A 13508-nucleotide genomic window follows, 5' to 3' on the forward strand; every position below is an offset into this window, starting at 1 on the left:
GTCCTGGGTTCGAGCCCCAGTCGGGTCACTTTCAAGCCTCAACTCCAGTTGGGGCTTTTTTTTTCATAATCATCTGCTTAGTAGATAGTTTTAGATTTTCCTGGATCAAGTCAAAAATCTGGGTTTTCCTGTTTCTTGCATATTTGAGCCACCAAATTGGGTTTAATTGAGATCGAACCCTTTTATTATCACACAAAACTACACACAAATGCCTCTTTTACAATGTATTGCGAATTACTTCGTTGTATTTTTAGGGTTTGTTCGTTTTTGTACCAGCGGGCCGACTTCTTGGAGCTCGAACCCCAATAATATGAATATCAAAGTCTATTTTGTTAATGATATGCGCAGCTCTCCCTCCGACCTTATCAGCAGTATTACCTATAAATTAGACTTTACTAATACGTATTTAAAAAGAACTTCATAACAAATAGTATAAAAATATACATTTTATTAAAAATGATAGTATATTTACATCCTAAATTGAATATATGAAATATGATATTTTAAAAAATGTTATCAATCTGCTTGAAGAATTCGAGGCTGATATTTTTTTAGGAAGAACATATCCTAATGATATCGAAGGCTTTAAAAGATGGATAGTTGACAATTATAAAAGTGATGAAGTAAATAATGAACCTAATTGGGAAGGAAAAGAAAACGGACGAAGTCCTGAAAGCGTCATCAATACGTTGATTATTCATATGAACAGATATGCTAAGAGTTATTCAAAATCGGCAATATTCGGTTCAAACTTTTCTACACAAGAAGATTTTATCTATCTCATTAACCTAAAAGCTTTTGGGGAAATGACCAAAATGGACTTGATAAAAAAGAATGTTCATGAAAAACCTGCCGGAATGCAAGTTATCAATCGGTTGATTGCACAAGGCTGGGTAAAGCAAACTGATTGTGAGATTGATAAAAGAAGTAAAGTTATAAATATTAGCAATACGGGGCTTGAAGTCTTGGAAAATCAAATGGACAAAATTAGAAAAGCAACTGAAATAGTAACAGGAGATTTAACCCGTAGCGAAAAGATGGAATTAATCAAGTTGCTCAATAAGCTTAATGATTTTCATCAACCGATCTATGATAAAAATATTGATCCCGAACATTTATTGGATAAAGCTTTAAAAGATAAAAGCCTATGAAGAAAAAAATAGCCATTATCGGTTCCGGTTTTTCGGGATTGTCTGCTACGGCTTATCTGGCTAAAGCAGGCAATGAGGTTCACGTATTTGAAAAACACGAGCGACCAGGTGGAAGAGCAAGGCAATTTTCTACAGAACAAGGTTACGTTTTTGATATGGGACCAAGTTGGTACTGGATGCCTGATATTATTGAAAGTTTTTTTGCTGATTTCGGCTATAAAACTTCTGATTTCTTCGAGTTGATTTCATTAAACCCACAGTTTGAAATGATTTTTAAACAAGAGAAAATCAGTGTACCTGAAAGTTTAGAGGAATTAAAAATCTTGTTCGAACAAATCGAAAAGGGTGCAGGATTACAATTAGAAAAATTTATGCGATCGGCTAAATTCAAATATGAAGTCGGGATGCAGGATTTCGTGAACAAGCCTTGCCATAATTGGTCAGAATTCATTTCTCCTAAAATAACTAAAAGTGCATTGAGATTGGATTTGCTGACGAACTTCAGAACCTATGTTGCTAAATACTTCAAAAGTGAAAAATTAAGAACATTGATGGAGTTTCCTGTAATTTTTCTGGGTGCTTCTCCAAAAAATATTCCTGCATTGTATAGTTTGATGAACTATGGGGGTTATGCCTTAGGAACGCATTATCCAATAGGTGGCTTCTATCAATTGGTATTGGCGATGAAAAAAGTAGCCGAAAACCAAGGTGCAACTTTTCATTTTAACAAAACCGTTGAAAGCATAAATACACAAAATGGTAAGGTAAGATCTTTAACTATCAATGGCGAGAACTATGAATTTGATATTGTAATTGCTTCTTCCGATTATCATCATACAGAAACGCTTTTAAATAAAGACCTCAGAAATTATTCTGAGGCATATTGGAAAAGCAGAACATTTGCACCATCAAGTTTGATCTATTATTTAGGTATCAATCAAATTATTCCCAACCTGAAACATCATACACTCTTCTTTGAAAATGATTTAGACGAACACATTGATTGTATTTATGGCGAGAAGAAATGGCCGGAAAAGCCTCTTTTTTATGTTTGTTGCCCATCAAAAACAGATCATAATGTTGCCCCTAAAGACAAAGAAAACCTGTTTTTGTTGATGCCTTTGGCAATCGGAATAAATGATGAAGAATTAACACGGGAAAAGTATTTAATGGAAATGCTTTCAAGAATTGAAAGACATACGGGCATAGCCGATTTGCGATCAAAGATAGAATTCAAAAGAAGCTTCTGTGTCAGTGATTTTATTTCAGATTACAATGCGTACGGTGGCAATGCGTACGGACTGGCAAACACACTTGGTCAAACTGCAGTTTTGAAACCTAAAATAAGAAATAAAAGGTTGAAAAATTTATTCTACACGGGTCAATTGACCGTTCCCGGCCCCGGAGTTCCTCCGTCCATCTTATCTGGTAAAATTGTAGCGAACGAAACAATCAAACTTAAACAAGAAGAACTATGAAACAGCTATTTGACGAACTATCTTACTCGGTAAGCAAGATAACAACCCAAAAATATAGTACGAGTTTTTCCTTAGGAATTTTAGCGCTGAAACCGTCTATACGTCCCGCTATCTATGCCATATATGGATATGTGAGACTGGCTGATGAAATCGTTGACAGTTTTCACGGATATGATAAAGAGAAACTATTGAATCGATTAAAAGTAGAAACCGACGATGCATTGCATGAAGGAATTTCGCTCAACCCTATTCTACAATCGTTCCAGGAAACAGTAAATCAGTATAAAATTGACAAAAGTCTGATTGAACAGTTTTTACATAGTATGGAAATGGATTTGCAGAAAATAGATTACAATTCAGAACGATACGAAGAATATATTTTTGGCTCAGCCGAAGTAGTCGGGCTGATGTGTCTGCAAGTTTTTACGGATGGGAATATGGAAAAATATAGAGAATTGAAGCCTTATGCAATGAAACTGGGGTCAGCTTTTCAAAAAGTTAACTTTTTAAGGGATCTGAAAGATGATTATCTGATTTTGGGCAGGACTTATTTCCCAAATATTGCTATGTGCATATTTGATAATAGTGTGAAAAGTCAGATTGAAAAGGAAATAGAGGAAGAATTTAAGGAGGCTTTAATCGGGATTAAGAAGCTACCCAATTCCGCAATGTTTGGGGTGTATTTAGCTTACAAGTACTATTTGTCTTTGTTCCAAAAAATAAAAAGAATATCCTCCAAAGAGATATTGAATAATAGGATTCGGGTTCCTAATTCTGAAAAGGCATTTGTGGCGTTCAAAAGTTATGTAAGATATAAAACTGCGTTTTTATGATCAAAATTCCTGGCTTACTAATATCGGCAATATTCTTTCTTATGAGTTTTAATGCAACAGGTTTGGATGTAGTAAGGGCTAACTACAACAAACTGGTATCAGAAAAAGCGTTGTGCGAAAAGATAATTGCGGAATTGACGGAAACAAAGAACAATTCAGCTACACATATGGCTTATTTGGGTGGTTTACAAACTATCTGGGCAAATCACGTCTTTAGTCCGATAAGTAAACTCAATACGTTTAAAGAAGGGAAGAAAAACATCGAGCAGGCAATCAAAAAAGAACCTGAGAATGTGGAATTAAGGTTTATCCGACTTTCGGTTCAAAAAAATGCTCCGTCTTTTTTAGGATATAAATCAAACATAAATGAGGATGCCAAATTTATTAAGGAAAACCGACACCAAATCAGGTCGGAGATTTTGCAGAAAAATATAGGAACGCTTTTAAAAGACTAAACTATGAAACACCGGTTATACAGGGAGCAACAATTGAATTGCGATATCGAAACAGCTTGGGACTTTTTTTCTTCTCCCAAGAACCTTTCCACGATTACACCCAAAGATATGGGTTTTACGGTGCTGACTGATCATAACAGCGAACAGATTACTGAAGGAATGGTGATCGATTATATCGTTTCGCCGTTGCTGAAAGTTCCGTTGAAGTGGAGAACGAGAATTACCCATGTGAAACCCAATAAAAGCTTTACTGATTTTCAGGAGAAAGGGCCTTACAAATACTGGAACCATTTTCACGAATTTATCCCCAATAAAGACGGTGTGCTGATGAAAGATACGGTAGATTATGAATTGCCTTTCGGTTTTTTGGGGAAGATAGCACATCTTCTTTTTGTGAAAAAGAAGTTGGCACACATCTTTGATTTCCGCTACAGCGTTTTAGAAAAACTATTTAATAAGTAAAAAAGGCTATGAATTTTTTAATTGTATTCGGATCATTTATGGTGATGGAAGGAGCAACTTGGATTATCCACAAATATATTATGCACGGCTTTCTTTGGGGTTTACACAAAGACCATCACGATCATAGCAATGACGGAGCTCTTGAAAAGAATGACTATTTCTTTGTCATATTTGCTATACCGACAATTGCTTTAATGTATTTCGGTTCGCTAGAAAATTTCAATTATTTGTTTTTTATTGGGTTGGGCATTATGCTGTATGGAATGGCCTATTTTTTTGTACACGATGTCTTTATCCACCAGCGGATTAAATTATTGACCAAAACGAAAAACCCCTATTTTTTGGCACTTCGCAGAGCACACAAACAACATCACAAGCATATCGGCAAAGAAAATGGTGAGTGTTTTGGCTTTCTATATGTGCCTTTCAAATATTTCAAAATGTATTTTAATTCCGCGAAAAAATGATAGCATACACTTATTCACTGATATTATTTTTTACGGTTATCATATGTTTCATTGCATCTTTTGATAGGCGAATTCGCTTTAACCGATATTTTGGAGCGTATATAAAATCCGCCGTTCTAGCTGCCATTCCATTAATATCTTGGGATTTATTGTTTACGGCAAAAGGTGTTTGGTGGTTCAACACAGACTACACGCTTGGAATAGTGATAGCGGGTTTGCCTCTTGAAGAATGGCTTTTCTTTATTTTCATTCCGTTTTCATGCGTATTTACCTATTTCTGTTTTGATAAATTTTTCAAGCTAGGATGGCTATCCAGCTTTAATAATCTGATTGTTTTTGTCAGTTTGATTGTCTGTGTGGTTATCGCTTTGTTGCATTACGATAAAATCTATACATTGGTAACAGCTATCACCACTTCAGCAACTTTAATTTACCTGCATTTCATTGCTCGGGCAGATTGGATTGGCAAAGCATCGCTGGTATTTACGATATTGATGTTAGGCTTTTTTCCAGTAAATGGCGTGCTGACCGGCACAGGATTAGAAACACCAATAGTGAATTACAATCCCGGGGATTTCCTAGGCATACGAATACTAACGATACCAATCGAAGACGCCGTTTACGGATATACACAGTTCCTTTTGGTGCTCTACTTTTTTGAAAAATTTAAACATACGCACGATGAAAGCAAAAAATAAAATTTTAATAGCAGCCTGTGCCATAGGCTTAGGTGCTCTTTTAAATTCCTGTGCCTCCATTCCAAAAAATGCAAAGGCAGTCAAAAACTTTGATATAGATAGGTATTTGGGCACATGGTACGAAATTGCCCGTTTTGATTTTCGTTTTGAAAAGGATTTAGACAATGTTTCCGCACAATACAGTCTAAATGAAGATGGTAATGTGATCGTATTGAACAGTGGTTATAATTACAAAAAAACAGAATGGAAAAAAGCGGATGGCTTAGCAAAATTTAGAGGAAATAAAGATGTTGCAGAATTAAAAGTAAGCTTCTTCGGCCCCTTTTATGCAGGTTACAATGTAGTGGCACTGGACGAAAATTACCAACATGCCTTGATTGCCGGAAAAAACTTGGATTATTTGTGGATTCTATCGAGAACAAAAAGTATTCCTGAAGAAATCAAATCCAACTACTTGAGAACTGCAGAAGAAATAGGCTACGACACCTCTAAACTGATCTGGGTAAAACACGACAGGAACGATAATCCATTTCTCAATGAAAAGTAAGGTCTCCGTTTTTTGGTTTCGCAGAGATTTGCGTTTGGAAGACAATGTGGGGTTATATCACGCACTTGCTTCTGAATTTCCCGTATTCCCTATTTTTATTTTTGATGAAACCATCCTGAAAAAATTAGAAGATAAAAAGGACCGAAGGGTTGACTACATCCATCAGGTACTTTCGGCCATAAATAATGGATTGAAGACATTCAACGCAAGGCTGAATACATTTTATGGCAATCCGTCGGATGTTTTTAAAATACTTTCCGAAAAATATGCTATTCAAGGTGTCTTTTGCAATCGGGATTATGAGCCGCAAGCCATTAAACGGGATTCGGATATTTATCAATTTTTCAACGAACGAAACACTCCTTTTAAGGCATTCAAAGATCAGGTCATTTTTGATAAAAATGATGTGGTGAAAAATGACGGCACTCCTTATACAGTCTATACGCCCTATTCCAAAAAATGGAAAGAGTTATTGAGGGAAGAAAATTACAAGTCGTACTATCCTGATTACAATAATTTTTTCAGACAAGAGTTTACCGAAATTCCTTTGTTGAATGAACTGGGTTTTGAAAAAACAGATAGTACTTTTGTCTTCCCAAAATTAGATCCAAAAATCATTGATGAATACGACAAATTCAGGGATTATCCGGCGATGCAAAGAACAACAGCGTTGGGCATCGGACTTCGATTTGGCACCATCAGTATACGTAAATGCGTAGCTTTTGCACTGAAGCACAATCAAATTTGGCTGAATGAATTGATCTGGCGAGAGTTTTTTATGCAAATCTTATATCATTTCCCCAAAGTGGTTAATCAATCTTTTAAATCGAAATATGATACCATCAAATGGCGAAACAATGAGTGGGAATTTGAAATATGGTGCGAGGGAAAAACAGGTTATCCGATTGTAGATGCAGGAATGCGACAATTGAACGAAACAGGATTCATGCATAATCGTGTACGGATGATTGTAGCGAGTTTCTTGTGCAAGCACTTATTGATAGATTGGCGTTGGGGTGAAGCCTACTTTGCGCAAAAATTAAACGATTATGACTTATCTGCCAACAATGGAAACTGGCAATGGGCAGCTGGTTCGGGTTGCGATTCTGCACCGTATTTCAGGGTGTTTAACCCAACTATTCAAACCGATAAGTTTGACAAAAAGTTGGAATATATCAAAAAATGGGTTTCTGAATTTAAAACAGATGCTTATCCCAAAAAAATGGTAGAACACAGTTTCGCAAGAGAAAGAGCGTTAAAAGTATATGGAGAAGCCGTCAGGGAAAACAACCAATAACCTTTTAATTAAAGTAAAATGAAGAGAAATAATGTAGTACTGGTCGATGAGAATGATAATGCAATTGCTGAAATGGAAAAATTGCTTGCACACGAACAAGGGTGTCTTCACCGGGCATTTTCGGTATTTATATTTAATGATAAAGGAAGACTTCTTTTACAGCAACGAGCAAGCCATAAGTACCACGGCGCAGGACTATGGACGAACACCTGTTGCTCGCACCCACAATGGCAAGAAGATGTAAATTCGAGTGCGATGGAGCGCTTAAACTATGAAATGGGATTGCAATGTGATTTAAAATGGATCTATTCATTTATATACAATGAGCAGGTTGAAAATAATTTGATAGAACACGAATTAGATTATGTCTTCATTGGTTATTCAAATCAAGATCCTGTCTTAAATAAAGATGAAGTGCAAGATTCTAAATGGATTTATATAGATGAAATTCTATCAGATATAAAAAACAATCCGTCTCATTATACGATTTGGTTCAAACAAGCTTTTCCTGAGTTACTTTCAAAAATTAACAAATGAAAACGATACTAATTGCCGGAGGAACAGGTTTTGTCGGAAAAGCATTGATAAGGCACCTGATAAATTGCGGCTATATTGTTAATGTTTTAACTCGAAGACGCAGCAACATTAACACTGAAAATATTCATTTTTTTCAATGGGACATCGAAAAAAGCTATATTGACGAAAAAGCCTTTGAAAGTGTTACAAAAATCATCAATCTAACAGGAGCGAACATTGGCGAAAAACGTTGGACTAATAAAAGAAAAATCGAAATCATTGAGAGCCGAACAAAGTCAATAGATTTACTTTATACCTATGTTAAAACAAGAAATTATAGAATAAATGCTTTCATTTCTTCGTCTGCCGTAGGTTATTATGGCGCAGTTACTACAGATGAGATATTCACAGAAACATCCAATAAAGGTAACGACTTTTTAGCTTCTGTCTGCGACCAGTGGGAAAAATCAGCATTGCAATTCGAAAGTTTGGGTATAGCTACCGTGATTTTAAGAAAGGGTGTTATCTTGGGGAAAGATGGTGGTATTTATCAAAAACTAGCTCCTTTGGCGAAACTAGAAATTAATACATCGTTAGGAAATGGCATGCAATACTTACCATGTGTTGACATCCGAGATTTAGTCCGGTTGTATGAGTTCATCTTGAAGACAAATGGAATAAGCGGAGTTTTCAATACTGTCTCTTCCGAGCACATTACTATGAATGATTTTTCTAAAGTCCTGCTACGGTCATTTGGAAAGACAAGTTTTTTGCCCAATGCACCTGCATTTCTGGTAAAGTTATTTTTTGGAGAAATGTCTGTGAAGTTGTTAGAGGGTTCAAGAGTGAGTAATGAAAAAATAAAACAAACAGGCTTTAAATTTGAGTATAGCTCGATTGAAAAGACATTTTTTATCTAGCAGTAACGATAAAGTTGGTTGAATTTAATATATGCTTCGCTGTATATTTTTAATATTCATCTTTTTAATTTAGTTATATTTTCTTTTCGCCGAGATTTATCATTTGTGTTTTTTATATTTTTCGGCATCCCCATTGATTTTAATTGAAATATCTTTCAACTGATTCAATCGACGTAAATCCTCCAACAAATGGTTCGAGTTCTGTACCAGTGGGTTCACAAAGAAAGCCATGTGCAGCCAAATACTGCCACATGGCTTTTTAAGTTACGGCCAGCGCCTAAAACGAAACATAATGGGATCAAACCTGGATAACTTTTAATGTGATGAATTAATGAAAAGCGAACACAGATTGTCAGTAATGATCTGGCACAGTGCTTCGAAGCCTAGAAAAGGATGGGAAAGCTCCTATCTTTATAAGCATTACAATTGATGGGGTTATTACAGAAATAGACACCGGAATTATGATTTTCCCGAACAATTAGGATAATAAAAATAAAAAATGTTTACCTGAAGACTCTGATTATGGCAAAATCAATGAATATTTAGAAGAAAAGAAGCAAGACTTATTTGCCTATTTTAGATTGCTTTCTTAAGAGCATGGCACGGTTAATCCTACAATGCTTAAGTCGAAGTTCTTAGGCAAAACATATTCACCAGCTGAAGTAGTTGCAGAGATGCCTCCATCCGTAAATCATAGCCTACTCGAAGTCGCTAACTTATTTGTAGATAATTTTTTTGAAAAGGTTTCCGAAGGTATTAGAGCAGATGGAACTCTAAATCATTGGCGTTCGACAACAAACAGGATTAAAAAATTTGCCTACTACAAACACAAGGCATCCAATATTGCTTTAAATCTGTTAGATGATGAATTTGCAGACATCATTAAGTAAGTACTTCTTCCGATTTTCCTCGTAAATCGCCAAAAATTCGGTATTTGCTAATGACTTTTGAATCATAAATGTCACATTCCTATACTCTGAAAAGAAATTATCCAAATGAGAGATATTATCAAAAAAGTTGGTTCCCTTCTCAAATTTTTCCAAGCTGCTCAACGCGTTATATAATTTATGGTATGCCGAATATAACAATCCTCGATTATTCTGCTTTGGTTCTGGTTCTGTCATGGTCAATGTAGTTGTAGCAATACTTTTGCGATATATGAATAAATGTATTGATATAAATTGATATTCTAAAAGCGAAATGAAAAATTTGGGACAACACAGAAAACACATTACTATAAATTGGCCTTATAAATAACCTAGCGACCCGAATTAGAAAGCCCAGACCTCTTAAACCTCCGAAAGGTCGCACCCAAGGTGTTTTAATCCCACTCTCGCAGCTGCGCCTCCCGTTTAACCACCAACACCACCCCTAATTGATCTGCAGCACACCATACTCAAAACAGTACTTATACATCGATCCTTCCTCCGTGCGGTATATACTGGTAAAAAAAAATAAAATTATAGCCGCGCTGGACCAAACGGCTATAGACATCTTTACATGCGACTTCCGAAACAACTCCGGCAAAATCGCCCTATTATTACGTAAAATACGTTCCAACTGCTTCACCGGTTCCGGATGCAGAACCTCGTCCTATCTACCTTTTTTATAATTAAATTGATTACTGCGTTCCTTATCGCAAAACTACGGATCCGACCCGACTGCCTGGATTAAGCACCTTTCCGCAATGCAGGTGTTTTCTATATTCGTCAACCATGCTAACAGTCTCTTTATTTCATTTCCTAAACGCTGAATAAGTGCTTAAAGCACTTAAAATTTATTTCCAGGGACTAAAAATAATACCGACTATAACTTTGCATCCTCATCATTCACAAAAAAAATAGCACCATGAAACACAACATTTCCGTTATACATATGCAGATCTAACTGAAGTGAGTATAGACGGAATTCTATATCCTAGTTCTAAGATAAAGGGTAGAAATGCTTGCGTATTGTTCTACGATCATAAGCAATCCCTAAATGCACTGGAGTTTGACTATGATATGTTTGTTATCGAGGACGTATAATTTCAGCGTGAATTTAAAGCTTTCGTACAGCTTTGGGCTGTTTAGGTTGTTTAAGCTTTGCTGTGTCCAAGTCTTGTTGAAATGTACTATTATCTTGCAACTGATTCAACCGTCTTAAATCTTCCAAAAAAGAGTTCGAGTTCTGTACCAGCGGAATCACTTCAAGGGATGGATTTATAAAAATCTATCCCTTTTTTTTTGGCTTTTAATTTATTGCTTATAAGATAACTAAGTCCAATGACAGCACTTATTACAAATTCAATAACTGTTGAACAATATCATAAGGCTCTAAATAAAGCCTGTAATGAGTAAAATTTTTGACATTACAATTTACAATACTGCATCCTCATTACCGAACCTTCTTATAAGGCCATTCACAATAAAACTTACTAGCACTTAATTAGTTAATTCGGTTTTTTTTTAATTTAGCAACAGATATATCACCCATTGTTAAAAGTGCTCTTATGTATAATATAGAATCTTATTTAAAAACTCAATATAGGTTAACTCAAGAATCGAGAGCTATCGTTTTTGGCTACTGTAAAGATATATCTGCAGAGGATTTCGTTAATGAGAATAATTCGTTTGGTCTTGGAGGTAGTATTCGTAATCTGCTTGTTCATGTTGCTAATGCATACGAATATTGGATCTTAAATAACGCATTAAATAATAAGACTAGTAACACGCCATATTCTTCAGTTACCACAGCATCTGAATTGGAAAGCGTATACCAGAATATTGACGATGGTGTCTTAGAATTTATAAATCGCTATAAATCTACGGCTTTTGAAGCCATGAATTTAAATACAAAAAAAGTCAATCATGATGTTTCTCCGTTGGAATTATTCACCCATGTCGTGACTCACGAATTCCACCACAAAGGGCAAATTCTATCCTTAAGTAGGCATTTAGGTTATACGCCAATAGATTCTGATATAATAAGTTTTTAGCCAAATAGATCACATTTGATTAACCTTTGAAAGTACTCTGAGTCATAAAACGCACTTAAGCAGTGCGTTTTATGGGTAAAATTGCACTGTAAGAGTGCGTTTTTTAATCATAACTGCACTGTCATAGTGCGTTTTTTTGTACTTTTGCATAAAACCAGAATAAAATGGATCAGCTAATTCAATATTTCCGTAAATTTTTAAATGAAACGGACACGACGTTTGTAAGGTATATCCACGATAAGATCAATTGGAAAAACCGAATGATCGGCCTTACCGGGCCTAGAGGGGTGGGTAAAACTACCATGATACTACAGCATATTAAGCAATATCACAATACTTCTGACTCGCTTTATGTGACTGCAGAAGACTTCTATTTTGCAAATAACCGACTCGTTGAATTGGCGGATACCTTTACCAAACAAGGAGGTAAATACTTATTTATCGATGAGATTCATAAATATTCAGATTGGGCAAAGGAGCTAAAACTGATTTATGATTATCATTCAAACCTCAATGTGGTTTTTACGGGTTCTTCGATATTAGACATCAAAAAAGGAATTTCTGATTTGAGTCGTAGAGCGGTAATGTATTCCATGCAAGGGCTTTCATTTCGTGAGTATCTGCAATTGTTCCATAATATTATCACACCGACATATACCCTTGAAGAAATACTACAAAACAAGGTAGAAGCGAAGGAATTACCACATCCTTTACCCTTATTCTCTCAATACCTAGAAACAGGATATTATCCTTTTGCAATACAAGATGATTTCAATTTAAGACTACAGCAGGTTATAAATCAAACTCTTGAAACCGATATCCCCTTATTTGCTGGATTAAATGCTGAGACTGGAAGAAAATTAAAACATCTCTTAGCCGTTATTGCAAAGAGCGTTCCATTCAAACCTAATTTCACTAAGATAGCTGACATTTTATCGGTGAGTCGTAACAATATCGGCGACTACTGCTTATTTATCGAAGAAGCTGGTATGATTGCTCAACTAAGGGATGCAACAGAAGGAATTAGAGGCTTAGGAAAGATAAATAAGGTCTACTTAGACAACCCGAATCTCATTTACAATCTAGCACAAGAAAATGCAAATAAAGGAAATATAAGAGAAACATTTTTTCTAAATCAAACTCGCGTTTTAAATGAGGTTACATCATCTTCCATATCTGATTTTCAAATCAAGGAGTATACCTTTGAAATCGGCGGAAAGAACAAAACCAAGAAACAGCTTAAGGAAATAGAGAATTCATTTGTCATTAAGGATGATATCGAATATGGCCATTTGAACACTATACCACTCTGGCATTTTGGATTGATGTACTAAAAGTGCCAATTTTAAAGGGTTCGACCTCTCTTTCAAACCCATTTAAAGGAAATAAATTCAACGTAAAGACCTCAATTCAAGCAGGTTTAATGAGTAATGGTGGTTTTTCTTAAAAAAAAAGGAGAAATAAATTTTTATAATTATTAAAAAGAAAATACATTTGCACCGCTCTAAACGGATAGAGAAAACCGTTAGCAAGTTCTATTACATAGTACATTCAGATCTGGAATCTTTATTGAAACATAAGGTCCTTACAGACCAAATTTATCCAGATTCATAAATAAAAAGATCGAAATTTATTTTTCACAATACAGATAGTCAATTGGCTATTTATTTTATTTAGACTCGATAGCTCAGTTGGTAGAGCACAACA

15 protein-coding genes are annotated in these 13508 nt (G+C 35.4%); all 15 read left to right on the forward strand.

Annotation, left to right across the window (positions count from 1 at the left end):
* Positions 1–488 precede the first annotated feature (488 nt).
* The 15 genes from I215_RS15100 to I215_RS15165 all read left to right on the forward strand — a co-directional run bounded on the left by I215_RS15100 (position 489) and on the right by I215_RS15165 (position 13135).
* On the forward strand, positions 489–1151 hold the full coding sequence (locus I215_RS15100; protein ID WP_008992859.1) for a MarR family winged helix-turn-helix transcriptional regulator: 663 nt from the start codon (positions 489–491) through the stop codon (positions 1149–1151).
* Positions 1148–2629 carry a phytoene desaturase family protein gene (locus tag I215_RS15105; protein ID WP_008992860.1) on the forward strand — a complete coding sequence of 494 codons (1482 nt, stop codon included), beginning with the start codon at positions 1148–1150 and terminating at the stop codon, positions 2627–2629. The genes I215_RS15100 and I215_RS15105 overlap by 4 nt, the downstream gene beginning before the upstream one ends.
* Positions 2626–3462 carry a phytoene/squalene synthase family protein gene (locus I215_RS15110; protein WP_008992861.1) on the forward strand — a complete coding sequence of 279 codons (837 nt, stop codon included), beginning with the start codon at positions 2626–2628 and terminating at the stop codon, positions 3460–3462. Before I215_RS15105 ends, I215_RS15110 begins: the two co-directional genes overlap by 4 nt.
* The gene (locus tag I215_RS15115) at positions 3459–3917 is read left to right on the forward strand and encodes a hypothetical protein (protein WP_008992862.1); all 459 of its coding nucleotides are present in this window, start codon (positions 3459–3461) and stop codon (positions 3915–3917) included. The genes I215_RS15110 and I215_RS15115 overlap by 4 nt, the downstream gene beginning before the upstream one ends.
* A 3-nt stretch (positions 3918–3920) precedes the next feature.
* Entirely contained in the window at positions 3921–4379 is a 459-nt protein-coding gene (locus tag I215_RS15120; protein ID WP_008992863.1) for an SRPBCC family protein, read from the forward strand.
* A gap of 8 nt (positions 4380–4387) precedes the next feature.
* Entirely contained in the window at positions 4388–4846 is a 459-nt protein-coding gene (locus I215_RS15125) for a sterol desaturase family protein (protein ID WP_040460613.1), read from the forward strand.
* Positions 4843–5544: a lycopene cyclase domain-containing protein gene (locus tag I215_RS15130; RefSeq protein WP_008992865.1), complete on the forward strand. Its 702-nt coding sequence runs from the start codon at positions 4843–4845 to the stop codon at positions 5542–5544. Before I215_RS15125 ends, I215_RS15130 begins: the two co-directional genes overlap by 4 nt.
* Positions 5528–6091, forward strand: coding sequence for a lipocalin family protein (locus I215_RS15135; RefSeq protein WP_008992866.1), 564 nt, complete (start codon positions 5528–5530; stop codon positions 6089–6091). Before I215_RS15130 ends, I215_RS15135 begins: the two co-directional genes overlap by 17 nt.
* Positions 6081–7388: a cryptochrome/photolyase family protein gene (locus I215_RS15140; RefSeq protein ID WP_008992867.1), complete on the forward strand. Its 1308-nt coding sequence runs from the start codon at positions 6081–6083 to the stop codon at positions 7386–7388. The genes I215_RS15135 and I215_RS15140 overlap by 11 nt, the downstream gene beginning before the upstream one ends.
* A gap of 18 nt (positions 7389–7406) precedes the next feature.
* Positions 7407–7925, forward strand: a complete 519-nt coding sequence (gene idi / locus I215_RS15145) for an isopentenyl-diphosphate Delta-isomerase (RefSeq protein WP_008992868.1) — start codon at positions 7407–7409, stop codon at positions 7923–7925.
* Complete coding sequence (locus I215_RS15150; protein WP_008992869.1) at positions 7922–8824, forward strand: TIGR01777 family oxidoreductase; 903 nt, start codon at positions 7922–7924, stop codon at positions 8822–8824. The genes idi and I215_RS15150 overlap by 4 nt, the downstream gene beginning before the upstream one ends.
* 617 nt (positions 8825–9441) lie before the next feature.
* Positions 9442–9714, forward strand: coding sequence for a hypothetical protein (locus I215_RS15155; RefSeq protein WP_008992870.1), 273 nt, complete (start codon positions 9442–9444; stop codon positions 9712–9714).
* A gap of 1002 nt (positions 9715–10716) precedes the next feature.
* Positions 10717–10851 (forward strand): hypothetical protein, encoded by a 135-nt coding sequence (locus tag I215_RS16595; protein WP_262486307.1) that lies wholly within the window; start codon positions 10717–10719, stop codon positions 10849–10851.
* A 464-nt stretch (positions 10852–11315) separates the two neighbouring features.
* Complete coding sequence (locus I215_RS15160; protein ID WP_008992871.1) at positions 11316–11801, forward strand: DinB family protein; 486 nt, start codon at positions 11316–11318, stop codon at positions 11799–11801.
* A 164-nt stretch (positions 11802–11965) separates the two neighbouring features.
* A complete protein-coding gene (locus tag I215_RS15165; protein ID WP_008992872.1) occupies positions 11966–13135 on the forward strand; it encodes an ATP-binding protein in 1170 nt (389 codons plus the stop codon).
* Positions 13136–13508 lie beyond the last annotated feature (373 nt).

This window comes from Galbibacter marinus (assembly GCF_000300875.1).
GTDB classification, from domain to species: domain Bacteria; phylum Bacteroidota; class Bacteroidia; order Flavobacteriales; family Flavobacteriaceae; genus Galbibacter; species Galbibacter marinus.

Excerpts from the sequence above, each read along its gene's own strand:
- I215_RS15100 (WP_008992859.1), top strand. The coding sequence starts at position 489 with ATGAAATATGATATTTTAAAAAATGTTATCAATCTGCTTGAAGAATTC.
- I215_RS15105 (WP_008992860.1), top strand. The coding sequence starts at position 1,148 with ATGAAGAAAAAAATAGCCATTATCGGTTCCGGTTTTTCGGGATTGTCT.
- I215_RS15110 (WP_008992861.1), top strand. The coding sequence starts at position 2,626 with ATGAAACAGCTATTTGACGAACTATCTTACTCGGTAAGCAAGATAACA.
- I215_RS15115 (WP_008992862.1), top strand. The coding sequence starts at position 3,459 with ATGATCAAAATTCCTGGCTTACTAATATCGGCAATATTCTTTCTTATG.
- I215_RS15120 (WP_008992863.1), top strand. The coding sequence starts at position 3,921 with ATGAAACACCGGTTATACAGGGAGCAACAATTGAATTGCGATATCGAA.
- I215_RS15125 (WP_040460613.1), top strand. The coding sequence starts at position 4,388 with ATGAATTTTTTAATTGTATTCGGATCATTTATGGTGATGGAAGGAGCA.
- I215_RS15130 (WP_008992865.1), top strand. The coding sequence starts at position 4,843 with ATGATAGCATACACTTATTCACTGATATTATTTTTTACGGTTATCATA.
- I215_RS15135 (WP_008992866.1), top strand. The coding sequence starts at position 5,528 with ATGAAAGCAAAAAATAAAATTTTAATAGCAGCCTGTGCCATAGGCTTA.
- I215_RS15140 (WP_008992867.1), top strand. The coding sequence starts at position 6,081 with ATGAAAAGTAAGGTCTCCGTTTTTTGGTTTCGCAGAGATTTGCGTTTG.
- idi (WP_008992868.1), top strand. The coding sequence starts at position 7,407 with ATGAAGAGAAATAATGTAGTACTGGTCGATGAGAATGATAATGCAATT.
- I215_RS15150 (WP_008992869.1), top strand. The coding sequence starts at position 7,922 with ATGAAAACGATACTAATTGCCGGAGGAACAGGTTTTGTCGGAAAAGCA.
- I215_RS15155 (WP_008992870.1), top strand. The coding sequence starts at position 9,442 with ATGCTTAAGTCGAAGTTCTTAGGCAAAACATATTCACCAGCTGAAGTA.
- I215_RS15160 (WP_008992871.1), top strand. The coding sequence starts at position 11,316 with ATGTATAATATAGAATCTTATTTAAAAACTCAATATAGGTTAACTCAA.
- I215_RS15165 (WP_008992872.1), top strand. The coding sequence starts at position 11,966 with ATGGATCAGCTAATTCAATATTTCCGTAAATTTTTAAATGAAACGGAC.